General features: G+C 61.9%; 19 protein-coding genes and 1 pseudogene. 10 read left to right on the forward strand and 10 right to left on the reverse strand.

The genetic code is table 11. From position 1 onward, the window contains the following. Positions 1-77: 77 nt before the first annotated feature. The 3 genes from ACQ4W0_RS27055 to ACQ4W0_RS27065 form a co-directional block, all read right to left on the reverse strand. The gene (locus ACQ4W0_RS27055) at positions 78-761 is read right to left on the reverse strand and encodes a DsbA family protein (RefSeq protein ID WP_436579556.1); all 684 of its coding nucleotides are present in this window, start codon (positions 759-761) and stop codon (positions 78-80) included. Next, entirely contained in the window at positions 755-1,624 is an 870-nt protein-coding gene (locus ACQ4W0_RS27060; RefSeq protein WP_436579557.1) for an MBL fold metallo-hydrolase, read from the reverse strand. Before ACQ4W0_RS27060 ends, ACQ4W0_RS27055 begins: the two co-directional genes overlap by 7 nt. Before the next feature lie 97 nt (positions 1,625-1,721). Then, the gene (locus ACQ4W0_RS27065) at positions 1,722-2,642 is read right to left on the reverse strand and encodes a LysR family transcriptional regulator (protein ID WP_436579558.1); all 921 of its coding nucleotides are present in this window, start codon (positions 2,640-2,642) and stop codon (positions 1,722-1,724) included. 99 nt (positions 2,643-2,741) lie between these two features. Between ACQ4W0_RS27065 and ACQ4W0_RS27070 the strand changes: the two genes are divergently transcribed. The 5 genes and pseudogenes from ACQ4W0_RS27070 (at position 2,742) to pcaC (ending at position 7,716) form a co-directional block, all read left to right on the forward strand. Beyond that, complete coding sequence (locus tag ACQ4W0_RS27070; RefSeq protein ID WP_436579559.1) at positions 2,742-3,431, forward strand: hypothetical protein; 690 nt, start codon at positions 2,742-2,744, stop codon at positions 3,429-3,431. Between the two features lie 114 nt (positions 3,432-3,545). Next, complete coding sequence (locus ACQ4W0_RS27075; protein WP_436579560.1) at positions 3,546-4,997, forward strand: alkaline phosphatase; 1,452 nt, start codon at positions 3,546-3,548, stop codon at positions 4,995-4,997. A 29-nt stretch (positions 4,998-5,026) separates the two neighbouring features. Beyond that, on the forward strand, positions 5,027-6,451 hold the full coding sequence (locus ACQ4W0_RS27080; protein WP_436579561.1) for an alkaline phosphatase: 1,425 nt from the start codon (positions 5,027-5,029) through the stop codon (positions 6,449-6,451). Between the two features lie 78 nt (positions 6,452-6,529). Next, positions 6,530-7,255 carry a hypothetical protein gene (locus ACQ4W0_RS27085; protein WP_436579562.1) on the forward strand — a complete coding sequence of 242 codons (726 nt, stop codon included), beginning with the start codon at positions 6,530-6,532 and terminating at the stop codon, positions 7,253-7,255. Between the two features lie 62 nt (positions 7,256-7,317). Beyond that, positions 7,318-7,716 (forward strand): annotated as a pseudogene (gene pcaC, locus ACQ4W0_RS27090) (4-carboxymuconolactone decarboxylase). Positions 7,717-7,789: 73 nt separating this feature from the next. On the opposite strand, the gene ACQ4W0_RS27095 reads toward pcaC, so the two are convergent. The 3 genes from ACQ4W0_RS27095 to dprA form a co-directional block, all read right to left on the reverse strand. After that, positions 7,790-10,453 carry a DNA topoisomerase III gene (locus ACQ4W0_RS27095; RefSeq protein ID WP_436579563.1) on the reverse strand — a complete coding sequence of 888 codons (2,664 nt, stop codon included), beginning with the start codon at positions 10,451-10,453 and terminating at the stop codon, positions 7,790-7,792. A gap of 293 nt (positions 10,454-10,746) precedes the next feature. Continuing rightward, on the reverse strand, positions 10,747-11,211 hold the full coding sequence (locus ACQ4W0_RS27100; protein WP_436579564.1) for a Smg family protein: 465 nt from the start codon (positions 11,209-11,211) through the stop codon (positions 10,747-10,749). Positions 11,212-11,305: 94 nt separating this feature from the next. Further along, a complete protein-coding gene (dprA, locus tag ACQ4W0_RS27105) occupies positions 11,306-12,418 on the reverse strand; it encodes a DNA-processing protein DprA (protein ID WP_436579565.1) in 1,113 nt (370 codons plus the stop codon). Positions 12,419-12,722: 304 nt separating this feature from the next. On the opposite strand from dprA, the gene def reads away from it, so the two are divergent. The 3 genes from def (at position 12,723) to ACQ4W0_RS27120 (ending at position 15,267) form a co-directional block, all read left to right on the forward strand. Then, positions 12,723-13,265 (forward strand): peptide deformylase, encoded by a 543-nt coding sequence (gene def, locus ACQ4W0_RS27110; protein WP_436579566.1) that lies wholly within the window; start codon positions 12,723-12,725, stop codon positions 13,263-13,265. Between the two features lie 108 nt (positions 13,266-13,373). Beyond that, on the forward strand, positions 13,374-14,330 hold the full coding sequence (gene fmt / locus ACQ4W0_RS27115) for a methionyl-tRNA formyltransferase (RefSeq protein ID WP_436579567.1): 957 nt from the start codon (positions 13,374-13,376) through the stop codon (positions 14,328-14,330). A 34-nt stretch (positions 14,331-14,364) separates the two neighbouring features. Next, positions 14,365-15,267: a LysR family transcriptional regulator gene (locus tag ACQ4W0_RS27120; protein WP_436579568.1), complete on the forward strand. Its 903-nt coding sequence runs from the start codon at positions 14,365-14,367 to the stop codon at positions 15,265-15,267. Here the strand turns inward: ACQ4W0_RS27120 and ACQ4W0_RS27125 are convergent, their stop codons facing one another. Both ACQ4W0_RS27125 and ACQ4W0_RS27130 read right to left on the reverse strand, forming a co-directional pair. Then, complete coding sequence (locus ACQ4W0_RS27125) at positions 15,268-15,675, reverse strand: tautomerase family protein (RefSeq protein ID WP_436579569.1); 408 nt, start codon at positions 15,673-15,675, stop codon at positions 15,268-15,270. Positions 15,676-15,834: 159 nt separating this feature from the next. Continuing rightward, complete coding sequence (locus tag ACQ4W0_RS27130) at positions 15,835-18,306, reverse strand: IPT/TIG domain-containing protein (RefSeq protein WP_436579570.1); 2,472 nt, start codon at positions 18,304-18,306, stop codon at positions 15,835-15,837. Positions 18,307-18,967: 661 nt separating this feature from the next. On the opposite strand from ACQ4W0_RS27130, the gene metH reads away from it, so the two are divergent. Beyond that, positions 18,968-22,762 (forward strand): methionine synthase, encoded by a 3,795-nt coding sequence (gene metH, locus ACQ4W0_RS27135; protein ID WP_436579571.1) that lies wholly within the window; start codon positions 18,968-18,970, stop codon positions 22,760-22,762. 112 nt (positions 22,763-22,874) lie between these two features. After that, positions 22,875-23,246 carry an SPW repeat protein gene (locus tag ACQ4W0_RS27140; protein WP_436579572.1) on the forward strand — a complete coding sequence of 124 codons (372 nt, stop codon included), beginning with the start codon at positions 22,875-22,877 and terminating at the stop codon, positions 23,244-23,246. Between the two features lie 195 nt (positions 23,247-23,441). Here ACQ4W0_RS27140 and ACQ4W0_RS27145 read toward each other — a convergent pair whose 3' ends face one another. Then, positions 23,442-24,722 (reverse strand): EAL and HDOD domain-containing protein, encoded by a 1,281-nt coding sequence (locus tag ACQ4W0_RS27145; protein WP_436579573.1) that lies wholly within the window; start codon positions 24,720-24,722, stop codon positions 23,442-23,444. A gap of 137 nt (positions 24,723-24,859) precedes the next feature. After that, positions 24,860-25,639, reverse strand: coding sequence for a class II glutamine amidotransferase (locus tag ACQ4W0_RS27150; protein ID WP_436579574.1), 780 nt, complete (start codon positions 25,637-25,639; stop codon positions 24,860-24,862). Positions 25,640-25,689 lie beyond the last annotated feature (50 nt).

Consider the following 25,689-nt stretch of genomic DNA (forward strand, 5'->3'; position numbering starts at 1 on the left):
TTGTTGACTAATAGATGCAGTGTAACGAGGTCAACAACAAAGGAAAAGCTAATTGATTTTATCGATGTGATAGATATTTACAATGAACAGCCATGGGCGTCGCATACGCCGCCCAATTGCGCCTGCAACTTCGCCGGCTGGCCCAAAAAGCCCCCGATATCGATCACGGACAACTTGCCGCTGCCATCGTCGAGCACGAACGTGGGAAAGCCCTGCCCGCCCACCTGCGCCAGCAAGGCGCGGCTGGCGTCGATGTGCTGCTGCGTGGCGGCGCCCGCCTGCTGCGCATATGCCGTTTGGAAAGCGGCGCCATCCATGCCCAGTTCTTGCGCCAGCGCCAGCAGCACGGGCAAGTCGGCGATGCGCAAGCCGTCCACGTAATGGGCGCGCTGCACGCGCTGCAGCATGTCCAGGCCCTTGCCGGCCAATACTTTAGCCGCCAGGATGGCCGTGATCGGCGGTTCGGAATCCATCATGGCCGTGGTGTCGTTCAGCAAGCCGTTGACATAGGCATCGCCAAATGGCTGGCCGGACAGTTGCTCGATGCGCCGGTCATGCGGCAAGACGTAGCCGCGCCATTCGGGCGTGATCCGGCGGCGATTGCTGCCCGTCATCATGCCGCCGCCGTGAAAGGCCACCGTCAGGCCGGGCACGGCGCGCGCCGCCTCGACCAGCGGCGCGGCGCCGTAGCACCAGCCGCACAGGGGATCGAAAATGTAGTGCAGTGTAGGCTTAACAGGCTCCTGGTTGCCGCTTACCATTTCATTTCACCTTTGGCCACTTTCGCGCTCGTTTCTAAAGCGCCTTCGAGGCCCAGGCTTGGGTAGTGCTGTTTCATGGCCTCGATCAGGGCGGCGGAATTGGCGGCCTTGGCCGTTTCCGCTTCGAACGTCACCAGGTAATCGCGCGTAAAGCCGATGCTGTCGGGCGTCAGGCTGGAACCGACCTTGAAGTGGCCGGGCACGACGGTGACAGGTTTCAGCGCGGCGATGCCATCGAGCGTCTTGAGCCAGTCCTGGCGCGATTGCAGGCTTTGCGTATCGGCGGTCCACACATGCAAGTTGCCAAACAGCACCACGCCGCCCACGACAGCCTTGATCGAGGGAATCCACACATAGGTGCGCGCTGGCGTCGGGCCGGCGATGTCCAGCGACTGGCCTTCCAGGGTGATGCGCTGGCCTTTCAACGCTTCGGGAATGACGATGCTGTGCGGCGCGTTGTCTTTCAGGATAGGACCCCAGTAGGCGACCTTGGCATCGGCCTTGCGGCGGATTTCCGCCACCGTTTCCGGCGTGGCGACGATTTTTGCCTGCGGGAAAGCGGCCTTGATCACATCGAGGCCAAAGTAAAAATCGGGATCGCTGTGGCTGATATACACGGTCGTCAGTTTCTTGCCGCTGGCGCGGATCTTCTCCACCAGCTTTTGCGCTTCGGCGCGCGAAAATTGCGCATCGATCAGCACCGCGTCATGCTTGCCCGCGACCAGCACGGAGGCGACAGGAAAGATGGCCGCTTCGCCCGGGTTGAATACGTCCAGGGTCAGGGGGGCGCTGGTGGCAGCCGAGGCGGCGCCGGCGGCAAACAGGGTGGAAACAAGAACGCTGCTGATGGATTTGGAGAACATGATGCGCCTTCACAAGATGATTGGGATGACTGCATCTTACGTTGCTCAATCCGGTAGAAAAACCCGATAAACCGCAATAGTTTATTGCACAATTCGATCAAATCGTCGATGTCATCGACAATTTCTCGGCCACCGTGTGCAGCCATTGCCCCGCCAGCACGCCATCCCACACGAGCAGCACCTGTTCGCTGCAATCGACGCTACCGGCCAGCTCGACCTGCAACAAATCGTGCGCGCGCACGGCGAAGTCGGGCAGATAGGCCAGCGCCCGGCCAGACTGCACGTAGCCCAGCAGCAACTGCACATCGTCGCTCCAGTAGCGGATGGTGCGCCCGGCCACGCCACGCCAGCCATCAGCATGACGGCCACGCTCTTCGCCGCACAGCAGCGAATGCGTGGGACTGGCAAACGCATGCGGCAAGACGCCCTGCATGCTGCAGGGCACGGACACAGACGCTGGCGGTACGCCGCGCGCCAGCACATGGCTGCGCCCGGCCGCCAGCAGCATGCGCATGCTGCCCAGTGCCGTGCATTGCCAGGCGGCAGGCCAGTCGCCACCGCGCTGGGCGATGGCTTCCTGCGTCACCAGTGCCGCGTGACAATCACCGCGCGCCAGGGCCGCCAGCGCCGCATCCTCGAACTGCGGTTGCAGACGCAAACTGGCTTGCGGATACGCGTCCAGCGCCGCCGCCAGGGTGTCCGCGTGGCGCCACAGCAGCAAGGCCGGGCCGGCGATGCGGGCGTCGATGGCGCCCCGCTCGCCCATCACGTCCAGCTGCGCCTGTTCGGCCAACGCCAGCAGGGTGTGCGCCCGCGCCAGCAGCAGGCGGCCATTGTCGTTGAGCAGCAATTGCTTGCCGCTCCGGTCAAACTGGGAGACGCCCATGTCCCCCTCCAGGCGGCGCAAGGCTTTCGACACGGCCGATGGCGTCAGGTGCAGTTCCAGCGCCGCCGCACCCAGCGTCGGCTGGCGCGCGGCGCTGCAAAACACGCGCAGGTCGCTGAGGCTCATGGTCATAATGATTTCCAAGCTGGACACAAAAAGTGAAAAATGGTTGCTGTACCGTCCATGATACCGCCTCTATCATCCTGACATTGCCACTTATCGCTTATCCCCATGCTGCGTTCCCTTGCCCTGTTCCTGTTTCTTATCACGTCCACCCTCGCCCACGCCGCGCCCCTGACCTGGGGCGTGCACGGCATGGTGCTGTTTGGCGGCAAGCAGGGGTTGTATGCTTCGCATCTGCCCATGTTCCATGCGCCGCACGATTACCAGGTGGTGCTGCAAGTACGGCTGGCCGACCCTGCCCTCGATGCGCGGCTGCGGGGGCAGCTCGACGGCAAGACGGCGCTGTGGACCCTGGCGCCGGAGCGCTTCGAGCTGGCGCGCTTGCTGCCCGCCGCGCCGCTGCCGCTGCGCCAGTTCCAGGCGACGGTGGTGCGCGGGCATTTCGAGAAGCATGGAAAGGCCGAACCCGGCTATGGCGCTGCCGCCATCATCGTCGAGCGCGTGCTGCTGATGCGCCAGCTGTCGCCCGCACCCGCCGTGAACGCCAGCGCGCGCTATCTGCAAGTGGGCGACGGCACGCAGCGCTTCCTCGTCAAGCGCATCGACAGCCGGCCTGACTTCGAGCATATCGTCGCCTGGACCAGCCCTGCCCAGGCGCCGCACGGCGACATCGTGGTAGCCAAGTCGGGCGTGCGGGAAACCCCGGCCGCCACCTTGCAACAGGCCTTGCGCTCGCAGCTGGGACAAACGGCCCGCTTGCGCGATACGCTGTATTTTTCTACCGAGGACGTGCGCTAAAGCCGCACCAGCATCCACCGCGTGGCGGTGTCACAAAACGTGTCACAGCGTCATGAGGGTGTCACATTGGATTGTTATCTTGCTAGCTCTTTCAAACCTAGCCGGATGAACCACATGACACGCAGAAAAATTTCCGTCGCTGGCTGCAGCGTCGCCATTACCCTGATGCTGGCCGCCTGCGGCAGCGACGCCAAAAAAGAAGACGTGGCGCCCGAAGCACCACCGAAAAACGTCATCTTCTTCCTCGGCGATGGCATGGGCCTGACCACCATGACGGCCGCGCGCATCTATTCGGTGGGCGAAGAGGGTGCGCTGACCATGGACACGCTGCCGGAAACGGCCTTCGTCAAGACCTTCTCGAACGATGCGCAAGTCACCGACAGCGCGCCATCGATGGCCGCCTACATGACGGGCGTCAAAATGAACAATGAAGTCATTTCCATGTCGGCCAACACGCTCGCCATCGATCCGGGCAAGGATGCCAACGGCAACAAGCTGGTCAACAAATGCGGCACCGGCAACGGCACGCCCGCCACCACCTTGCTGGAACTGGCCAAGGCCAAGGGCTACGCGGCCGGCGTCGTCAGCACGGCGCGCGTGACGCACGCCACGCCGGCGGCCACCTACTCGCACATCTGCCACCGCGACCTGGAAAACGATATCGCTGCGGCCCTCGTGCCAGGCGGCACGGGCTACAACAGCGCCCTGGGCACCACCGGCCTGGAAGTGGTACTCGGCGGCGGCGCGCAATTCTTTACGCCATTCAAGAACGGCGGCAAGCGTTCCGACGACCGCGATCTGGTGGCCGAGCTGAAAGCGAAGAGCTACACCGTCGCCAACAACGCCACCGACTTCAAGGCCGTCGATGCGGCCAAGACGGACCGCCTGTTCGGCGTGTTCACCTCCAGCCACATGAGCTACGACCTGGACCGCGATGCGGCCAAGGAACCTAGCCTGGCGGAAATGACCACCAAGGCCATGGATGTATTGGCCAAGAACAAGAAGGGTTATTTCCTGATGGTCGAAGGCGGCCGCATCGACCATGCGCTGCACGAAACCACGGCCAAGAAGGCCCTGCAAGACACCGTCGCTTTTGACAACGCCATCAAGGCCGCCATCGAAAAAGCCAAGCTCACCGACCCGACCTTGGCCAATACCCTGATCGTCGTCACGGCCGACCATGACCACACCCTGGTGCTGAACGGCTACGCCAAACGCACGGGCAAGACGGCTGCCGGCAACCCTGGCGTGCTGGGCCTGGTGAAGAACTACGTCACCGGCGCGGTCGAGAAAGACCTGGACGGCGCACCGTATTCGATCATCGGCTTCGGCAATGGCGAAAACCGCACGCAATCGAGCCGCGCGGCCATGGCCAGCCTCGATGACACCGTCACCAGCGCCAACTCCTACCATCAGGAAGCGGTGATCCGCACTGCGGTCGGCAATGAAACCCACGGCGGCACCGACGTCTTCCTGGGCGCCATCGGCAAGGGTTCGGAAACCTTCCTGGGCACCATCGACAACACCACAGTATTCGGCCTGGTCAAGACCGCCGGCGGTCTGTAATCCCCAAGAGACAAGAATTGGACAAGCACATGAAACTTGCATCGAAACCCGCCGCACTGAAATCGGCCCTGAAACTCTCCTTCCTGACCACGCTCGTGGCCGCCAGCGTCGCCAGCGCCTACGCCGCCGACGCCAAGAACGTCATCTTCTTCCTCGGCGACGGCATGGGTCCTTCCGTCGTGACGGCAGCGCGCATCTTCAAGTACAAGGAAGAGGGCAGCCTGAACATGGACAAGCTGGAACGCACGGCGCGCATCAAGACGTTCTCGAACGATGCGCAGACGACGGACAGCGCCCCATCGATGGCCGCCTACATGACCGGCGTCAAGATGAACAATGAAGTCATCTCGATGGCGCAGGAGACCATCGCCAAGGAACCGGGCCGCGACGCCAACGGCAACCTGGGCGTGGACAACTGCCCGGCCGGCGGCAAGAGCGTGCCCACCATCCTGGAACTGGCGAAAGCCAAGGGCAAGGCCGTGGGCGCCATCACCACCACGGAATTGACGCATGCCACGCCGGCGACGACCTTCTCGCACATCTGCAACCGCAATGCGCAATACGCCATCGCCGCGCAAACGGCGCCGGGCGGCGCCGGCTACAACGCAGCCCTGGGCGACGGCGTGGACGTGCTGATGGGTGGCGGACGCAACCACTTCACGCCATGGTCCGCCAGCAACAAGGGCGGCCGCGCCGACGGCCGCGACCTGCTGGCCGAATTCGCGGCCAAGGGCTACACCGTGGCCGCCAACAAGACAGAAATGGCAGCCGCGCCGAGCAACAAGAAGTTCATCGGCCTGTACAGCGCGAAGAGCCACCTCGACTATGAACTGGACCGCACCTCGTCCAAGCCATCGGCCGACGGCGCCAACCAGCCTAGCCTGTCGGAAATGACGCTGAAAGCCATCGACCTGCTGTCGAAAAACAACGCCGGCTACTTCCTGATGGTCGAAGGCGGCCGCATCGACCACGCCTTGCACGGCATCAATGCCAAGCGCGCACTGGTCGACACCATCGCCTTCGACGACGCCATCAAGGCGGCCATCGACAAGGTCAGGGAAACCGATCCAAAGCTGGAAAATACCCTGATCGTCGTCACGGCCGACCACGACCACACGCTGGCGTTCAACGGCTACGGCAAGCGCGGCAATCCTATCCTCGACATCAACCGCGGCTACAAGGATAACCAGCCGAGCAAGGATGAAGACGGCAATACCTACACCACCCTGGTGTTCGGCAACGGCCCGAACCGCCCTGACCTGCGCACCAACGTCGACAGCGCCACGGCCCTGTCCGACAATTACCTGCAAGAAACAGGCGTGCGCCTGGCCAGCGAAACCCACGGCGGCGGCGACGTCAAGCTGCTAGCCACGGGCGCCGGCGCCAAGGCCTTCAAGGGCACGCTGGACAACACCAAGGTATTTGACTTGCTGAAGGCGGCATTCGGCTTCTGATCTGCATCAACACGGTAACCCCACCGGGGCGGAAGGCAGTTTTGCCTTCCGCCCCCTTTGCACGATAAAGGCAACACCATGAAATCGACCCTGATCGCCGTCCTCCTCGCCGCCGGCTTTGCCGCCAGCGCGCAAGCCGCTCCTGCAACACCTTCTGCTCCCGCCGACCTGGACCTGGGCATCACCTATTACAGCCGCGTGCTGACGCCGGAAGGCGTGACGCGCGAAAGCCGCTACGAAGAAAAGATGTTGCGCCGCCCCGGCCACGTGTGGGTCGAGCGCGTGCTGGCGCCGTCGACGGACGCGCATGCGGGCCACAAGCATGGCGAAAATACCAAAGTAGCACTGAAGGCCACGCAGCATGAGCACAAGCACTTCAATCCCGTGCTGATTCCCCGCCACGTGATGCTGGAAAAGAACACCCTGCGCGTGGAATACATCGATGCACACGACAAGATCGTCGTCTCCATCCCCAAGGCCGAGTACGAAAATGTCAATTTCGACGGTTCCTGGGAAAACAGTTTTTATCTGCTGGACCCGAAACTGGTGGCCGCCATGCCGCTGTCGAAACAGGCATCGAACGTGACGGGCGCGCGCTGGCGCGAAGTGGAAAAAAATGGCGTGTTCCAGCGCATCCTGTGGGATGAGCAAAAGCAGATTCCCCTGGTCATCGAGAGCGGCGACCGCGCGAACACCTTCTATCGCAGGGTCGACGTCAAGCTGCAGCCGACCGTCAGCAAGGCGCAACCATGGGCGAATCTGCAAAACTACGCGCAGCGCGAGTATTCGGACTACCTGGACTAAGCCCTTGACCAGGTCCATGCCCGCTCGCTAGTATCGACAAGGTACAGCAACGGGAGCGCGGCATGGATGAACAATTCGAGAATGGTTTGCGCATGCGCAAACAAGTGATGGGCGACGCCTTTGTCGAGCGCGCCTTCGCCCAGGTGGACGCCTTCACGGCGCCCCTGCAAGACTTCGTCACGCGCAACGCCTGGGGTACGACCTGGTGCCGCGACGGCTTGGACTTGAAAACGCGCAGCCTGGCGACGATAGCCATGCTGACGGCCATGGGCCGCGCCCAGGAGCTGCGCGGCCACGTGCGCGGCGCCGTCAACAATGGCGCATCGATGTAGGAAATCCAGGAAGTGCTGCTGCACGCGGCCGTGTATTGCGGCATGCCGCTGGCCATCGACGCCTTCCGCTCGGCGCATGAAGTGCTCAAGGAAATGGGGCTGGTGACACCTGCCGCGCCGCCAGGCTGAGCATCGATGCATAAAATCGGGACGTAAAAAAAGCCAGGGAGCGATCCCTGGCTTTCGTCTGGCTGGCGCCGGATTACTCCGCTGCCGCTGCCTTCTTCGCCGGCGCCTTCTTGGCGGCCGGCTTTTTCACAGCCGCAGCCTTCTTCGCCGGCGCTTTCTTCACGGCCGCCTTCTTGACCGCCGTTTTCTTCGCTGGCGCCGCGCCTTCTTCGCCTTCCACCTCAGTGGCTGCCGCCTTGGGTTTTGCGCCCGGCTTGGCCTTGCGTTCTTCAAACTCGAAGCTCACTTTGCCATCCTTGCCGCGCACGAGGAAGGCCTTGAACGGGCGACGGGTACGCTGCGAAACAAAGCCCGGCAACAAGTCCGTCTTGCCATCGTTGAGCAGTTTTGCCATTTGTTCCGGCAAGATTTCCTGCTGCAAGATGATGCGGCCGCTGCGGAAATCGCACGTCTTCGGCTTGGCCATGCTGTGTTCGCACACATAGGCCAGGCCCATTTCATACACGCCGGCGTTGCACTTGGGGCAAGGTCCCACGGGTGTCTGGCCCGTGAAATCGACGCCTTCGCCATCTTCGCTTTCGTCGTTCTGGCCGAAATCGAATTCCAGCTTGAAATTCTTGATCTCTTCATCGCGTACGATGCGCAGGATGGCGGCGAACGGACGGCCCATCTTCGAACGGAAGCCTTGCAGCGGGCCGATGGTGCGGTCCTTCAGCAATTGTTCCACTTCGGCGATTTCGAACTGGCGCGAACCCGGCGTCTTGCTCATCGAGAATTCGCACTTGGTGCAGGCGAAACGACGGTAATTTTCCTTCACCACGCTGCTGCAATTCGGGCAGGGCGTTTCCAACGTAGCGTAATCGCCGGGAATCGTATCGTTGTCGTATTCCTTGGCGCGCTTGACGATGATTTGCGTCATCTGCGCGATTTCACGCATGAATTCTTCGCGCGAAATCTTGCCTTTTTCCATCTGCGACAGCTTGTATTCCCACTCGCCCGTCAGCTCCGGCGCCGTCAATTCATTGACGCCCAGGCCTTTGAGCAAAGTCATCAGCTGCGACGCCTTGGCGGTCGGGATCAGTTCGCGGCCTTCGCGGATCAGGTAGCGTTCCGTCAGCAAGCCCTCGATGGTGGCCGCGCGCGTCGCTGGCGTGCCCAGGCCCTTGCCAGCCATCGCGTCGCGCAGCTCGTCGTCGTCGATCAGCTTGCCGGCGCCTTCCATGGCCGACAGCAAGGTCGCCTCCGTGAAGCGCGCAGGCGGTTTCGTTACCAGGCCGTTGGCGTTGACGCTTTCCGTCTGTACTTTCTCGCCCTTGGCGACGGGCACCAGGTTGCCGTTGCCATTGTTTTCCTTGTCGGCGTCCGTCGACGCTTCCTTGCCGTAGATGGCCAGCCAGCCCGGATTGGTCATGACCTTGCCTTCAGTCTTGAACTGATGGCCCGACACTTCCGTGTAACGCGTGGTGACCTGGAATTCCGCAGGCGGGAAGAACACGGCCATGAAGCGGCGCGTGACCAGGTCGTACAATTTTTGTTCCGGCTCGGACAGGTTCTTCGGCGCGATCGTCGTCGGGATGATCGCGAAGTGATCCGAGATCTTGGTGTTATCGAAGATGCGCTTGTTCGGCTTGACCCAGCCCTTGTCGACGATCTGCTTGGCGAACTGGTGGTAGTTGCTGTTTTCCTTGACCGTTTCCAGCGCCTGCAGCACGGTCGGGATGTAGTCTTCCGGCAGGTGGCGCGAATCGGTACGCGGATACGTCAATACCTTGTGTTTTTCGTACAACGCCTGGGCCAGGCCCAGCGTGTTCTTGGCGGAGAAGCCGAAACGCGAGTTCGCTTCGCGCTGCAAACTGGTCAGGTCGAACAGGCCCGGCGCCATCGAGGTGGTCGGTTTCGATTCTTCCGTGACGATGCCTTGGCGGCCGCGGCAGGCGGTGGCGATCGAGTCGGCAGCCGTCTTGCTCCACAGGCGCTCGGCGCGCTTCTCGGGATCGTTTTCGTCCTTCTTGAACTTGGTGTCGAGCCAGCGGCCTTCATAGATGCCGGCCGCGCAGACGAATTCTGCGCGCACTTCCCAGAAGTCGCGCGGCACGAATTTCTTGATCTTGTCTTCACGTTCAACGACGATCGACAGCGTTGGCGTCTGCACGCGGCCCACGGTGGTCAGATAGAAGCCGCCTTCTTTCGAATTAAACGCCGTCATGGCACGCGTGCCATTGATGCCGATCAACCAATCGGCTTCCGAACGGCAGCGGGCTGCATCGGCCAGCGGCAGCATTTCTTCATCGCTGCGCAGGTGCGAGAAACCGTCGCGGATGGCGCCCGGCGTCATCGACTGCAGCCACAGGCGCTTGACCGGTTGCTTGGCCTTGGCGTTTTGCGCGATCAGGCGGAAAATCAGCTCGCCTTCGCGCCCCGCATCGCATGCGTTGATGAGGGTGGTGACGTCTTTACGTTTGATCAGCTTGTTTAATACTTTGAGGCGCGCTTCCGTCTTGGCGATCGGGTTCAGCGCGAAATACGGTGGAATCATCGGCAAGTGCGCGAAACTCCATTTGCCGCGCTTCACGTCGAATTCTTCCGGTACGGCGATCTCCAGCAAGTGGCCGACCGCCGACGACAGGACGTATTCATCCGATTCAAAGTACTCATCGTGCTTGGTGAAGCCGCCAAGCGTCTTCGCGATATCGTTCGCGACAGAAGGCTTCTCGGCGATGATGAGGGTTTTTGTCATATTTTTTGGTCTCGAAAAATGCTCTAGGATAGTTTCAGCATGCGCATCATACAGTGCATTGCCAGGCGCCGACGCTTTTGTCTGCGCAAGGCCCTGTGACTTGTGGTCTTGTCAAGCGGCCAATGATAAGCGCCTATTGAAGAATTCGGCAAGTTATCTGCAAGCAAGAATGCGCAGGCGCAAACACAACGGGCTAGCGTGTGCGCCGGTGCAGTACATAGTAAAGGGGATGGCGCGGCAGCGGCGCCAGGATCGGGCAGGCAGCGACAGTGGCCGCCAGCGACGTCTATATATTAGTGCAACAAGCGCGGCGGGAGGTCTTCGTCGTCGACGAATAAATCATCGAACATCAGGGCATCCGGTTCCTTGCCCTGGCTCCACAGCAGCATCAGCACGATGACTTTCAGCTTGCCCAGCGATACAGGCGCCTCGTCGAGCGCCAGCGCCCGTTCGATGACGATTTCGCGCTGCAGCGGCGAGAGCACCTTGGCGCTTTCCAAAAACTGGATGAAACCGATGGCGGCCGTGCCCAGCACGTCGCTTTCCTGCTTGACATAGAAGCGCGTGCCCTTGGAACTGGCCGTCAGGGTTTGCTCGACACCGGCCATGGCGTTCAAGTCCGTCAGCCAGACAAGCGCTTCGGAAATCTCCACGTCGTCGAAACCGACGGCCGACAGTTTGCGCGCCAGGACTGCCGGCTCGGGGCAGGCGTCGGGGCGATAGTAAGTCTCGTAGAGGTACACCAGGATATCGAACATGGCTCTACTCTATCAGCTAAGTTCGCTGCGACACAAGGGTGTGCGCCGACAAAGCGCGCCCGTGCGGCAAGGCCGCCACACAAGTGACAAGCTGTCATTTACAGCGTTGAAACAGTCCTCCCGGCAGGCGTTCGACCAGGCCCGCCAGCTCCAGCGCCAGCAACTCCCCCATCAGCACGCCCATGGCCAGGCCGCTGCGCGCGGCCAGGGTATCGGCATCGTGGGGATCGTGGCCCAGCGCGGCCAGCAGCGGCGTGTCCACGGGCGCCGCATCCTGCGCCGCCGGAATGTCCGCCGGCATCCCCAGCCAGGACAATTCCTGCAGCACGTCATCGGCCGACTCGACCAGCTTGGCGCCCTGCTTGATGAGCGCATGGCAACCCTTGGCCAGGGTGGCATGGATGGAGCCGGGCAAGGCATACACATCGCGCCCCTGCTCGCCGGCCAGGCGCGCCGTGATCAAGGAACCCGATTGCGCCGCCGCCTCGATCACCAGCACGCCGCGCGCCAGGCCGCTGATCAGACGATTGCGACGCGGAAAGTTACCTGGCATGGCCGGCAAGCCCAGCGCATATTCGCTGACGATGCAACCCTGCTCGGCAATTCTTTGCGCCAGATCAAGGTTGCGTCGCGGATACACCAGATCGGCGCCCGTGCCGATCACGGCCACGGTAGCGCCCGCGCCGCGCAAGCCACCCTCGTGCGCATGCGTGTCGATGCCCAGCGCCAGCCCGGAAATAATGGTCAAGCCCGCCGTGCTGAGGGCCTGCGCAAAGGCAGCCGCATTCTGCATGCCCTGCGCGCTGGCATTGCGGCTGCCGATGATGGCCACGCCGGGACGCGACAGCAGTTCCGCCCGCCCCCGTATATATAACAATAGCGGCGGATCGGCGATTTCCAGCAGCAGGGGCGGATACGCCGAATCGGCCAGGGTCAGCACGGCATTGCCGGGCCGCTGCAGCCACTGCAGGGTGAGCGCCAGCTGGCTGTTGGCCACCGGCTTGGGCGGCTGCACGATGGCACGCGCCACGCTGGCCGGCACCACCTCGCGCAAGGCCTCGAACGGCGTGGAAAAAATATTCGGCGGCAAGCCGAAGCGGGCCAGCAAGGCGCGCGCCGCCACCGGACCCACGCCGGGAAGATGCTGCAGGCGCAACCAGCCCGCCAGTTCCGTGGCCGCGTCTGCCGTCGTTGCAATTGCATGCATGACAACCTCACTGTGTACTGTGCCATCCCATGCTAGCGCCATGGCGCGCACGCGATACCGACGCGCGCAAGGATGCGTGCAATGGCGCTGCAAAACGGTCCCTCATCCACAGCGTCATGGGCGTCTGTGATAAAATTTCCCTTTGCAGCAAACGAATAGCGCACTGGCAAACGCATCTGCCGCGTCGTTGCGCCATACGCGCCCAACCGTAGCGTACTCAAAATAAATAGCCCTGCCATCGTCCGCATGGCCCAGGCATGAATAATCAGGCGCACCGGCGCCCACCTTAACCAGTCGAATCCGTATGTCCATATTAAATATCCTGCGTTACCCCGATCCTCGCCTGCACACGATCGCCAAGCCCGTCACCGAATTTGGCGAGCGCCTGCAAACCCTGATCGACGACATGGCCGAAACCATGTACGACGCCCCTGGCGTCGGCCTGGCCGCGTCGCAAGTGGACGCGCATATCCAGATGATGGTGATCGACATCACCGAAGAGAAAAACCAGCTGCAAGTATTCCTCAACCCGGAAATCACCTGGGCCAGCGAAGAAACGCAGGTCTACGACGAAGGCTGTTTGTCCGTGCCTGGCGTCTACGATGGCGTCGAGCGTCCGGCCCGCATCAAGGTGCGCGCCCTGGACCGTCACGGCAAGCAGTTCGAGCTGGAAGCCGATGGCTTGCTGGCTGTCTGCATCCAGCATGAGATGGATCATCTGCTGGGCAAGGTATTCGTCGAATACCTGTCGCCGCTCAAGCGCAACCGCATCAAGGCCAAGATGATCAAGGAAATCCGTGGTCTCGAGCGCGAAGCGAGCCTGCGCGCACAGAATCGCCGTTTCTAAGCCAGTATTTCAGTACTGCTGATAGACTAAGCAGCAACAGTAGTCGCCACACCACGCCAGCCTGGCGCCCTCCGGCGCAGGCCTGCGCACCTCACGTCAAGGAACCATATGAAAGTGATCTTCGCAGGCACGCCTGAATTTGCCGCCACGGCCCTGAAAGACTTGCACGAAGCGGGTTTTGAGATTCCGCTGGTGCTGACCCAGCCCGACCGCCCTGCCGGACGCGGCATGCAGATGCACGCCTCGGCCGTCAAGCAATACGCGCAGGAACACGGCATCGAAGTGCTGCAGCCGCTGTCCCTGCGCATGGACAGCAAGGACCCGCAGCGCGCAGCCGAGGCAAAGGCAGCCCACGAGCGCCTGCTGGCCACCGATTACGACGTGATGGTAGTGGCGGCCTACGGCTTGATCTTGCCGCGCAGCACGCTCGATATCAAACCTTGCATCAATATCCACGGTTCATTGCTGCCGCGCTGGCGCGGTGCGGCGCCGATTCACCGCGCCATCGAGGCCGGTGACGATGAAACGGGCGTGACCATCATGCAAATGGAAGAAGGCCTCGATACGGGCCCCATGCTGGCCATCGAGCGCACGCCCATCGAAGCGGGCGATTCCACCGCCAGCCTGCACGACAAGCTGGCCACGCTGGGCGGCAAGATGATCGTCGAGACCCTGCGCAAGATGCAGCAGCAGCCGCTCGAAGCCGTGCCGCAACCGGAAGCGGGCGTCACCTACGCGGCAAAAATCGCCAAGGATGAGGCGGCGCTCGATTTCAGCCAGCCGGCGCTGGAACTGGGCCTGAAAATCCGCGCCTTCAATCCGTTTCCCGGCGCCTGCGGCCAGGTCGATGGCGTGACCATCAAGATCTGGTCCGCCGAGGTAATTGAAGCGGACAGCAAGGAAGCGCCAGGCCAGGTGCTGGCGGCCGACGCCCAGCACGGCATCGTCGTGGCCTGCGGCAATGGTTCCTTGCGCCTGACGGAATTGCAAAAACCGGGCGGCAAGCGCCTGCCCGCAGTTGAATTCATCAAGGGCTTCCCGCTGGAAGGCAAACGTTTCGTTTAATTCACACCCCAACTAGCCCGGCGGCAAGCGCCCCGTGGACCAGCTGACCGCCCTGCGCGCCTTGCGCCGCGTCGTGGAACTTGGCAGTTTTACGGCCGCCGGCGCCGCGCTGGGCATTTCCCACTCCATCGTATCGCGCCAGATCCGCCAGCTGGAAAACCAGCTGGGCGCCCAGTTGCTCAATCGCACCACGCGCCGCTTCGCCCTGACGGCCGCCGGCCAGGAATACTATCTGGCCAGCCGCGACATTCTCGACGCGCTCGATGCGGCCGACCGCGCCATCGCCAGGCACCAGGCGCAGCCGTCCGGCAGCCTGCGCATCAATGCGCCGATGGCTTTCGGCACCCTGGAACTGGCCGCCTGGCTGCCCGATTTTACCCGCCAATACCCGCACATCCACATCGACCTCGTCTGCAATGACCGCATCGTCGACCTGATCGACGATGGCTTCGACGTGGCGCTGCGACTGGCGCGCGGCTTGCCCGATTCCACCCTGGTGGCGCGCCAGTTGGCCAGCAGCCGCACCTTGGCCATCGCTTCGCCCGCCTACCTGGCCCGCCATGGCCATCCGGCCACGCCACAAGACCTGATGCAGCACAATTGCTTGATGTACACATCGGGCGACAAGCCGGCGGAGTGGTTGTTCACGGATAGTGACGGCGCCACGCACAAGGTAGCCGTGCGCGGCAGCCTGCAAGCCAATACCAGTGTCGCCCTGCGCGAGGCCGCCGTGGGCGGCATGGGGATTGCCGGCGCGGCCGCCTTCATCGTGCGCGACGCGCTGCACAGCGGCCAGTTGGTCGAGATTTTACCCGGCTACACCTTGCGCCCACGCACCTTGTACGCACTGTATCCGCACAGCCGCCAACTGTCGCCGAAGGTCAGGGTCTTCGTCGATTTTGCCGTGCAGCACTATCAAGATCGCCACTGGGATTGATCACGACTGCTGCAGCGCCTTGCGCACGGCGCGAAACTGCTGCGTCAAGCCGCCGTAGCCCCAGGCCGCCTGGCGCGCGTCATGCACGTGGATGTAGCTGACGTCATGCAAGGTGCCGAGATATTCCTGCATGGCGGCGAACACGGCGGCGATATACGCGGCTTTTTCATCTGCCGTATTCGTTTCATCGCTGATCAGGATATCGAGGAAAAAACTGGCCTTGCCCTGGGCTTGCAGCGAGGGCCCGCCGACAAACCAGTGCGCCGCATCGGCATGGCTGATCGTCACCGACGTCAATTCGGGCGCCTTGTGCAGCAGCCGCGCCGTCAGGGCGCTCAGGGTGGCGGCGATGGCGGCCGACTGGCCCGCATCGGGCGCGGTGGACAAACGCAGGTTCAGAATGGGCATGGGATGCTCCGCAAGTGGATGAAGACCCATTCTAGGCAGACAGGATGAAAAGTGGCAGCCTCCGCCAGGCACAGGATCCGTGCAGTTTGTGCACCAATGCCTGCGCACATAAAAAAAGGGCTTGCCGCAGCAAGCCCTTTTTGCATCCAGCACCCTTGCCTAGCGGCGCTGCACCTTCATCAAACGTCCGCCCACGGACGACGACAGGCTGACCTCGAAACGCCCGCCGGCCGGCAAGGCGCTCACATCGACGCTGGCATTTCCACCCGTCAAGCCGCTGGCGACCACCGTCTTGCGGCCATCTGCGGCCACGTGCAGCACGGTCGCATAGGGCTCCGCTTGGGCATCCCAGACCAGCGCCAGCTTGCCGCTGCCTTGCGTTACCTCAAAGCTGCCATCGTTGGCGGCCTTGCTGCGGCGCGCCGAACGCTCCAGCCTGGTCAATGGCTTACCATTTGACAATACTTCCACGTCGCTGATATCGCCCGGGTTGGCGAAGCTGACGCGGAAGTGGCTCATGGCGCTGCCGCCATGGTCGGCCACGGTGACGGCATCGAAGGGCAAGTCGATAGTCGCTCCCGACGCCGTCAGGATGCGCAGGGTGTACGCCTGGCCACTGCCACTGGCGGCCGTGTCAACACGCGTGGACGAGGCAACGGCCGGGCGCAAGGCCACGCCAGCGGGCGTGATGCGCCCGGAAATGGTCAGGTAGCCATTCTCGGCCACGGACATGCTGGCGGCCAGCACATTGCCGCCCGTCACCTGCGTGCTGCGTTTTTCCAGGAATTGCTGCACCCGCGCATAGCTGTAATCGGAGAACCAGGCGCCGCTGCAATAGCTCATTACGTCCTTCATCGGCGTGCCGCCATAGACTGCCTTGCTCAACTGGCCAATGCTGCCAGCATAGCTACTGTTATACAGCGGTTGCGGTCCCAGATCGCCATTCGCATACGGGTAGTCGGTAGCCGCATTGGCCGGGCCGCCGCAGGCAACGTGGTACAGCGAATGGTTGTGGCCCAGCTCATGGACGAGCGTGGTCAGCCATTCAGGCCAGGCATTGCCAAACGGATCGACGGAGGCGATGCTGTTGAACCTGGCGTCCAGGCCGATGGCCGAAGTGAAGTAGTAGGTACTGCCAGGCGTGTTGATGTAGGCCAGGCCGGCGGCGCGTGTGGTAGACATTTTCGGCACGAAACCATAATAATAGGCACCGCTGTCTTCCAGCGCGCGCTGGCTGTCCAGCTTACCCAGGGTATCGCTCCACCAGCTGTCGGCCGTGCTGCTGCCCGGCATGCTCAGCGCAGCGTGCGTGGTGATGCTGATATTTTCCGCCGCATATGGATACACGCGCAGCAGCGCAGCACGGATCACCTCGGCGTCAGGCAGTTGCGCCACGCCATCATCCGTGCTCAAGGGCACGAGTACCAGGCGAATTCGGGCCAGGCTGGCCACCACTGGCGCCGCTTCCTGGCTCACTTGCACGCCGTCATTACCCACGGCTGTCACGCGCACGCGCACGCCGGGCAAGATCCAGCCAGCGGGCAGGATGGCACTGAAATTGCCGTTGAAACTGTAATCGCTTTTCGCCGTCGGCAAGACCGACGGACCGCTCATGCTGATGCTGCCCAGGTTGCTGCCATTGGCGGCGGTCGCAACCAAGGTCACGGCGGGACTGGCCTGACCTGCTTGCTGGGCCAGCACGGACACGCGCACGGCGGCCGGCTTGCCGCGCGTCAGGCGCAAGGCCGCATCGCTGGCGTTCAGGTTCAAGACTTGCGCGAAATCAATGCTACCCAGGGTAAAGGCCGACACCGTGCCTGCATTGACGGCAATGCGCGCAGCGGCCGACAGCATCACATCGCCCGTTGCCGAGCCTGGTGCAGACAACATCAGTTGGCTGGCACTGGCGCTGACGATGACGGCTGGCGTATTGCCCACCGAAGCCGAGCTGACCTGGTCAAGATTGCTGCCCTGCAGCGTCACCGACAAGGTCCCGCTGTTGACGACCGACGTGATCGACGTCACTGCCACGCTCGCCAAGACCTTGTACGCATCGCTGCTGATGACATCGTTGTACGGACCGCGCACCGTCAGCGCCCCCGATGCCGCACCCAAGGGCACCACCACGGTCACGCTGCCGGCAGTCTGGCTTTCCGGCGTCGCCGCCGCGCCATTGCCAAACTGCACCGCCGTCACGGCCCCCATGCCACCGCCCGCGATCGTCACGCTGGAACCGACGCCGCCCGTCAATGGCGCGACGCTGCCCACGCTCAATGGCAGGTACACATTGACGTTATAGCTGGTGGCCGCAGTGCCGCTGGCGCTGACCAAGCTCAAGGCGCCCGACACGGGCGCGCCCGGCATGACCAGGGTCACGCTGGTGTCGCTGGCGGCGCTGCTGGCAAGCGTCACGCCACCCACCTGGAAGGCCGTCACGCGGCTCAGATTGGTGCCCGTGACCACCAAGCTGCCACCAACGGCGACATTCGCCGCCGAAACGGCCGTCACGGCGGGAATCACGACAGGATTGCCCGAGGTGGTCGCCACTATGGTTTCGCCACCGCCCCCGCCGCCGCCGCAAGCGGACAGGCCCAGCATGAGAAACAATGCAACAAGCAAATGGTTTTTCATGGCTGGCATCCATGCTGATGCAGCGCGATGCCGGGGAGGACACGAGAGAAATGTGACATATCGGTGACTTTTGGTGAGAATTTAATTTCGAGGAACCAACATTATCGATCAATTCGATTCCACAAGACAACTATTAATGCTTTTGATTTAATTGGTTTTGATAATAATTAAAATACCTTCCTGGCAAACTTTATTTTCAGCATGATGGGCTTCATTCTGCATTGCCTTACACCACAATTATTTTCCTTTGCAGCTATTGCCATTCCATTCATGAAAAATAGTCGGAGCGGATACAAATAATGTGGAAATTTTTCCACAGCATAGAGGGCATGCCTTCCTGCCAACCTTGACGGAAGAATTAACATTTTGAGTATGCTTTTCAGGCATGGCACTTCAGGCGCGGCCGCGATGTTGCCACCGCAGCGCTGGCCGTGGCGCCGTTGTGTTGCTCGAACCACGGCAGACTGGCCTGCCACCGCTTTTGCTTAAAACCAAAGCAGCCTGATGCCGTATAATTTTAGACCCGGTGAAATCAGGCGATTGCCACCTTCTGCCTGCCCTACCCGGCTGGCACTCTCCGTCAGCTGATCCTGCTGACCCGCATCCGCCTCCTAAAGTCTTGTCGCCGCGCCGCCGCCCGTTTGCCTATTGAAAGCATGAAATGAACGATACCGTGATCCCCGCCATGTCCCCGACCGAAGCCACCTTGCGCGCCATTCTGGCGCAACGGATCATGATCCTCGACGGCGCGATGGGCACGATCATCCAGCAATACAAGCTCGACGAAGAAGCGTACCGTGGCGGCCCCGCCGGCCGCTTCATCGATTTCGCCGCGCCGGCCAACAGTGGCGCGCGCGAACTGTTCGTCAAGGGCAATAATGAGCTGCTGACCCTGACGCAGCCGCACATCATCCAGGAAATCCACGAGCGCTACCTGGCGGCGGGCGCCGACCTGATCGAAACGAATACTTTCGGCGCCACGACGATTGCGCAAGATGATTACCACATGGCCCACCTGGCCTATGAAATGAACGTGCAGGCGGCAAAACTGGCACGCGCCGCCTGTGATAAATATTCCACCCCGGACAAGCCGCGCTTCGTCGCCGGCGCCCTGGGCCCCACGCCGAAAACGGCATCGATCTCGCCCGACGTGAACGACCCGGCCGCGCGCAACGTCAGTTTCGACCAGCTGGTGGCCGCCTATCTGCAGCAGACGCAGGGCCTGGTGGAAGGCGGCGCCGACGTGCTGCTGGTGGAAACCATTTTCGACACCTTGAACTGCAAGGCGGCCCTGTTCGCCATCGACCTCTTCTACGAGCAAAACCCGCATGTCGTGCGCCTGCCACTGATGATTTCCGGCACCGTCACGGACGCCTCGGGCCGCATACTGTCGGGCCAGACCGTGCCCGCCTTCTGGAATTCCGTGCGCCACGCGAAACCGCTGACCATCGGCCTGAACTGCGCGCTGGGCGCCGCCCTGATGCGTCCGTACGCGGAAGAGCTGGCCAAGATCGCCGACACCTTCGTGTGCATCTACCCGAACGCGGGCTTGCCCAACCCCATGAGCGACACGGGTTTCGACGAGTTGCCAGCCGACACGTCCGCCCTGCTGCGCGAATTTGCCGACGCGGGCTTTTTGAACATGGCGGGCGGCTGCTGCGGCACCACGCCCGAACACATCGCCGCCATCGGCGAGTTGCTGTCGAAAAACACCCCGCGTACCGTACCAGCCCCGTCGCACGACTTGCGCCTGGCCGGCCTGGAACCGTTCGTCGTCAATGACGAGTCGCTGTTCGTCAACGTGGGCGAGCGCACCAACGTCACGGGTTCGAAAGCGTTCGCGCGCATGATTCTCAATGAGCAATACGACGAAGCCCTGTCCGTGGCGCGCCAGCAAGTGGAAAACGGCGCGCAGGTGATCGACATCAACATGGACGAGGCGATGCTCGACTCGCTGGCTGCCATGACGCGCTTTTTGAACCTGATCGCCTCCGAGCCCGATATTTCACGCGTGCCCATCATGGTCGACTCGTCGAAATGGTCCGTCATCGAGGCGGGTTTGAAGTGCGTGCAAGGCAAGGCCATCGTCAATTCCATCTCGATGAAGGAAGGCGAAGAAGAATTCCTGCGCCAAGCCAAGCTGTGCCGCCGCTATGGCGCGGCCGTGATCGTCATGGCGTTCGATGAAAAAGGGCAAGCCGACACCTTCGAGCGCAAGATCGAGATTTGCGCGCGCGCATATCATTTATTGCTCGATGCGCTGGACTTCCCGCCGGAAGACATCATTTTCGACCCGAACATCTTTGCCGTCGCCACCGGCATCGAAGAGCACAACAACTACGCCGTCGACTTCATCAACGCCACGCGCTGGATCAAGGAAAACTTGCCGTACGCGAAGATCTCGGGCGGCGTGTCGAACGTGTCGTTCAGTTTCCGCGGCAACGACCCGGCCCGCGAAGCCATCCATACCGTCTTCCTGTACCACGCCATCAAGGCCGGCATGACCATGGGCATCGTCAACGCGGGCATGGTGGGCGTGTACGACAACCTCGACCCGGAACTGCGCGAGCGCGTGGAAGACGTGGTGCTGAACCGCCGCGACGATTCCACCGAGCGCATGATCGAGATCGCCGGCACCCTGAAGGCGGGCGGCAAGGCCGAGGCGCAAACCCTGGTGTGGCGCGAAGGCACGGTGCAGGCGCGCCTGTCGCACGCGCTGGTGCACGGCATCACGCAATTTATCGTCGAAGACACGGAAGAAGCGCGCCAGGAACTGCTGCACAATGGCGGGCGCCCCATCCACGTGATCGAAGGCCCCTTGATGGCCGGCATGGACGTGGTCGGCGACCTGTTTGGCCAGGGCAAGATGTTTCTGCCGCAAGTGGTAAAATCGGCGCGCGTGATGAAACAGGCCGTGGCCCATTTGATTCCGTACATCGAGGAAGAAAAGCTGCTGGAAGAAAAACGCACGGGTATCGTCGCCAAGCCGAAGGGCAAGATCATCATGGCCACCGTGAAAGGCGACGTGCATGACATCGGTAAGAACATCGTCACGGTAGTCTTGCAATGTAACAACTTCGAAGTGGTGAACATGGGCGTGATGGTGCCGTGCTCGGAAATCCTGGCCCGCGCCAAGGTGGAAAACGCGGACATCATCGGTCTGTCGGGCCTGATCACGCCGTCGCTGGAAGAAATGGCGTATGTCGCCAAGGAAATGCAGCGCGACGAGCATTTCCGCATGCTCAAGATTCCCCTCCTGATCGGCGGCGCCACCACCAGCCGCGCCCACACGGCCGTGAAAATCGCCCACAATTACGACGGCCCCGTGATCTACGTGCCGGACGCCTCGCGTTCCGTTTCGGTGGCGCAATCGTTGCTGACGCCGGAGCAGCGCGACAAGTACGTGGAAGACATCGAACTCGACTACGCGCGCATCCGCGAGCAGCATGCCAACAAGAAGGCGCTGCCCATCCTGCCGCTGGCGCAAGCGCGCGCCAACAAGATGATTGTGCCGTTCGATGGCCCTTGCACGCCCGTGAAACCGAAGTTCATCGGCCGCCGCGTGTTCAAGAATGTCGACCTGGCCACGCTGGCCAACTATATCGACTGGGGCCCGTTCTTCCAGACCTGGGACCTGGCCGGCCCCTTCCCCGCCATCTTGACCGATGAAGTGGTGGGCGACGCGGCCACCAAGGTGTACGCAGAAGGCCAGGCCTTACTGAAAAAACTCATCGACGGGCGCTGGCTGACGGCCAATGGCGTCGTGTCCTTGCTGCCAGCCAATAGCGTCAATGACGACGATATCGAGGTGTACACGGACGATACGCGCAGTAGCGTGGCGTTTACCTACTACGGCATGCGCCAGCAGGGTGTCAAACCCATAGTCGACGGCGTGCAGCGGCCGAACCAGTGCCTGGCCGATTTCATTGCGCCGAAGGCATCGGGCGTGAAGGATTACATCGGCATGTTCGCCGTCACCTCCGGCCTGGGCATCGAGAAATACGAGAAGCGCTTCGAAGATGCGCACGACGATTACTCGTCCATCATGCTCAAATCGCTGGCCGACCGCCTGGCCGAAGCGTTTGCCGAATACCTGCATGAGCGCGTACGCAAGGATTTATGGGGCTATGTGCCGGACGAGAAGCTGAGCAACGACGACATGATCGGCGAGCAATATGTCGGCATCCGCCCCGCGCCCGGCTACCCCGCCTGCCCCGAGCATACCGTCAAGAAAGAGATGTTCGAGGTCATGCAGGCCGGGGAAACCGGCATGCTGCTGACGGAATCGTATGCCATGTTCCCCGGCGCGGCCGTCTCCGGCTTCTATTTTGCCCACCCGGAGTCGAAATACTTCGTTGTCGGCAAGATCGGCATGGACCAGGTGGAAGACATGGCCAAGCGCCGTGGCGCCAGCATCGAGGACGTGGAACGCTGGCTGGCGCCCAATCTGTCATGATAAGCACAAGGCGCGCGGAACTTATCGCGCGCCGCAGTGCACTAACGCAGTATGCCGGCCGGCATGCTGCATGCCCGCTCCGGCCCGTTCCCTAACTGGCCAAGGAGGATATATGGCAAGCAATTTCAAACTGAAACGCTGGCAAGATCAAGTGATCCTGTTGCTGGGCCTGTGGCTGCTCGTCTCGCCCTGGGCCTTTTCCTATCCCGAAGGCTCGCCGCAGATGATCAACGCCTTTGTCTCGGGCCTGGTGATCGCCGTGCTGGCCGCCTTCGACCTGTACAAGACGTATTTCTGGGCCGTCGTCGTCAACCTGCTGGTGGGCGTCTGGGTCGCCGCCTCGCCGTGGGTGCTGAGCCTGGCCGAACAGCGCGTCATCATGTGGAACGAGCTGCTCGTCGGTATCGCCGTCGTCATCCTGGCCCTGTGGGAATTGCGCACCGACCCCGAGCTGCACAAGCACTGGCCCGGCGCCGCCGTATAGCGGCGTTAAAAAACCCTGCCACGGCTAGGCGGTGCAGGGCTTTTACGAACAACACAGCAGATACGCGACCTCACAGCACCTGACATAAGCGTAGCGAGCGGAAGGGAGAGGTGGCTAAGAAGCGCAACCGTACTCTAGTACGGTGAGCATCGCAGGCCGCCTATACCGACGCGCAGTAGCTTAGGTCAGGTGCCCTCAGAGCGCATACCTGACCACATTGTCACTCCATTCGTAGGCCGCCATTTCCAGCTCCACCAGGTCGTCCGGCGACATGGCCAGCTCGCGCAAGGTCGGCACGATCTCGCCTTCCATGTCTTCGATGCGCTCGATGCACTCGGCCAGGCGCAGCAGGTCGCCGTAGAAGCCCTCGCGCGACAGCAGCGCTTCGGCCACTTCATCGATCACTTCGATCTGGCTGAGGATTTCCGACATCGGCACGCCGAACAGGGTATCCATCAGGGACATGATGCCGACCGTAAACGCGATATCGGCCGAGTGGGCGTGGTTCGGGCGCAGTTTATGCGCGAGCAGCTCCAGCAAACGGCCGCGCGTGGTGGCCAGCATCAGCAGCGGCGTCATGCTATGGCCGCGCTTGCTTGGCTCCGCGTACAGCATGATTTGCAGCCAGCGCTGCAATTGACGGCGGCCCAGCACGGTCACGGCCTGGCTCAGCGAATCGATGCGCTGACGCGCGCCCACGGCGGGCGTATTCACCAGACGCAACAGGTTCAGGGCCAGCGACACGTCGCGCTTGATGGCGCGCTCGATATCCATGTTGTCCGCGTCGGAGGTAACCAGAGTCATCAATTCCATGACGGCCAGTTGCGACGGCGACAGTTTTTTGCCCGTCATGATGGCGGGCTTGGCAAAATAATAACCCTGGAAATAATCGAAGCCCAGGTCCAGGCCAGACTTGAATTCTTCGCGCGTCTCGACCTTCTCCGCCACCAGTTTCTTCTGCTCCTGCTTGAAACGGGGGGCCAGCGCTGCCAGCACCTTCGGGTCAACCGTGCTCATGTCCATTTTGACATATTGCACAAGAGGCAACAACTGCTGCACTTGCGACGTATCGGCCACCACGTTTTCCAGCGCGAAGGTGAAGCCATGGTTCACCAGTTCGCTGATGCGCGCGCGCACTTCCGGCGTGACGGGCATCGATTCGACGATTTCCAACACGACTTTTTCACGCGGCAGGAAAACGAAGATGTCGCTCATGATCACGTCGGCATCGACGTTGACGAAACCGAGTGCGTCACCGATGACCTTTTCCATCCCCAGCTGGGAAGCGTGGGCAATCACGGACGCCGTGGCGGACAGGTCGCTGGTGATGTTGGCGGGACCGACCGGGGCGTTGCGGAATAGCAACTCATAGCCAAACAGGGCTTGATTGCGGTCAAGGATAGGTTGTCGACCCAGATAGAACTCGCGCACGCGCAAGGGTTTCGGGGTGATGTCGTTGCTGGAAATATCGATCATTAAGTCTTCATCAATCAGGTCGAGTGACACCGGCCGCGCGGCGCCCGCATCAAGGTTCACTATTGACAATACTTTAGCTGAATTTCGCCCGCGCTGTGGGTATTTTGGCAGCAATCAAGCGTATTATCGTCAACAAATTAGGCCACTGGCGTGTCTTGCACCATCCCGTCGACAAATAATTTCAATTCACCGGGCGCAAACGCCGTCCATTGCTCATTCGTCGTCAGCGGCTGGGTAACGATCACGGCCACGCGGTCCTGGGGCGTCGTCACCTGGGAAAAGTCCACGCTCAGGTCTTCATCGGAGAGTTTAGCAGTTGGAAACGGATGTTGTCGCACCAGATAGTGCAAGCTGGTCGAGCAATGGGCAAACAGCGCCTCGCCGCTCGACAGCATCATGTTGAAGGTGCCATGGGCCGCGATGCGGGGCAACAACTCCGCCAGGGCGGCATGCAGTTGCGGCAAGGCCGGCGGGGCGTCGCCAAAGCGCGCATGCAGCTCCTGCAGCAGATAGCAGAAGGCCAGTTCGCTGTCCGTACAGCCGACGGGGCGGTAACTGCCCGTCAGCACGGGATGGAATTGCTTCAAGTCGCCATTGTGGGCGAACACCCAGTAGCGGCCCCACAGTTCGCGCACGAACGGATGGCAGTTTTCCAGCGCCACCTGGCCTTGCGTGGCCTTGCGGATATGCGCGATGACATTGCGCGACTTGATGGGATAGCGTTTGATCAGTTCGGCCACGGGCGAGGCGATGGCCGCCTGGTGGTCGACAAAATGGCGCACGCCGGCACCCTCGAAAAAGGCGATGCCCCAGCCATCATGGTGGGTATCGGTCTGGCCGCCGCGCATGGCGAAGCCGGTAAAACTAAAGACAATGTCCGTGGGGACATTGCAATTCATTCCGAGAAGTTGGCACATGGTCTGTTTGCAGCAGGGTAATCCGGCCACCATACCATGCCGCCCGGCGG

The organism is Janthinobacterium breve, assembly GCF_051380895.1.
Lineage (GTDB): Bacteria > Pseudomonadota > Gammaproteobacteria > Burkholderiales > Burkholderiaceae_D > Janthinobacterium.

What these genes read in the sequence shown, in the direction of transcription:
- ACQ4W0_RS27145 (WP_436579573.1), bottom strand. Translation starts at nt 24,722, where the DNA reads ATGATCGATATTTCCAGCAACGACATCACCCCGAAACCCTTGCGCGTG.
- ACQ4W0_RS27085 (WP_436579562.1), top strand. Translation starts at nt 6,530, where the DNA reads ATGAAATCGACCCTGATCGCCGTCCTCCTCGCCGCCGGCTTTGCCGCC.
- ACQ4W0_RS27070 (WP_436579559.1), top strand. Translation starts at nt 2,742, where the DNA reads ATGCTGCGTTCCCTTGCCCTGTTCCTGTTTCTTATCACGTCCACCCTC.
- ACQ4W0_RS27140 (WP_436579572.1), top strand. Translation starts at nt 22,875, where the DNA reads ATGGCAAGCAATTTCAAACTGAAACGCTGGCAAGATCAAGTGATCCTG.
- ACQ4W0_RS27060 (WP_436579557.1), bottom strand. Translation starts at nt 1,624, where the DNA reads ATGTTCTCCAAATCCATCAGCAGCGTTCTTGTTTCCACCCTGTTTGCC.
- fmt (WP_436579567.1), top strand. Translation starts at nt 13,374, where the DNA reads ATGAAAGTGATCTTCGCAGGCACGCCTGAATTTGCCGCCACGGCCCTG.
- ACQ4W0_RS27150 (WP_436579574.1), bottom strand. Translation starts at nt 25,639, where the DNA reads ATGTGCCAACTTCTCGGAATGAATTGCAATGTCCCCACGGACATTGTC.
- ACQ4W0_RS27095 (WP_436579563.1), bottom strand. Translation starts at nt 10,453, where the DNA reads ATGACAAAAACCCTCATCATCGCCGAGAAGCCTTCTGTCGCGAACGAT.
- ACQ4W0_RS27130 (WP_436579570.1), bottom strand. Translation starts at nt 18,306, where the DNA reads ATGAAAAACCATTTGCTTGTTGCATTGTTTCTCATGCTGGGCCTGTCC.
- ACQ4W0_RS27065 (WP_436579558.1), bottom strand. Translation starts at nt 2,642, where the DNA reads ATGACCATGAGCCTCAGCGACCTGCGCGTGTTTTGCAGCGCCGCGCGC.
- ACQ4W0_RS27100 (WP_436579564.1), bottom strand. Translation starts at nt 11,211, where the DNA reads ATGTTCGATATCCTGGTGTACCTCTACGAGACTTACTATCGCCCCGAC.
- ACQ4W0_RS27125 (WP_436579569.1), bottom strand. Translation starts at nt 15,675, where the DNA reads ATGCCCATTCTGAACCTGCGTTTGTCCACCGCGCCCGATGCGGGCCAG.
- ACQ4W0_RS27055 (WP_436579556.1), bottom strand. Translation starts at nt 761, where the DNA reads ATGGTAAGCGGCAACCAGGAGCCTGTTAAGCCTACACTGCACTACATT.
- metH (WP_436579571.1), top strand. Translation starts at nt 18,968, where the DNA reads ATGAACGATACCGTGATCCCCGCCATGTCCCCGACCGAAGCCACCTTG.
- ACQ4W0_RS27080 (WP_436579561.1), top strand. Translation starts at nt 5,027, where the DNA reads ATGAAACTTGCATCGAAACCCGCCGCACTGAAATCGGCCCTGAAACTC.
- def (WP_436579566.1), top strand. Translation starts at nt 12,723, where the DNA reads ATGTCCATATTAAATATCCTGCGTTACCCCGATCCTCGCCTGCACACG.
- dprA (WP_436579565.1), bottom strand. Translation starts at nt 12,418, where the DNA reads ATGCATGCAATTGCAACGACGGCAGACGCGGCCACGGAACTGGCGGGC.
- ACQ4W0_RS27075 (WP_436579560.1), top strand. Translation starts at nt 3,546, where the DNA reads ATGACACGCAGAAAAATTTCCGTCGCTGGCTGCAGCGTCGCCATTACC.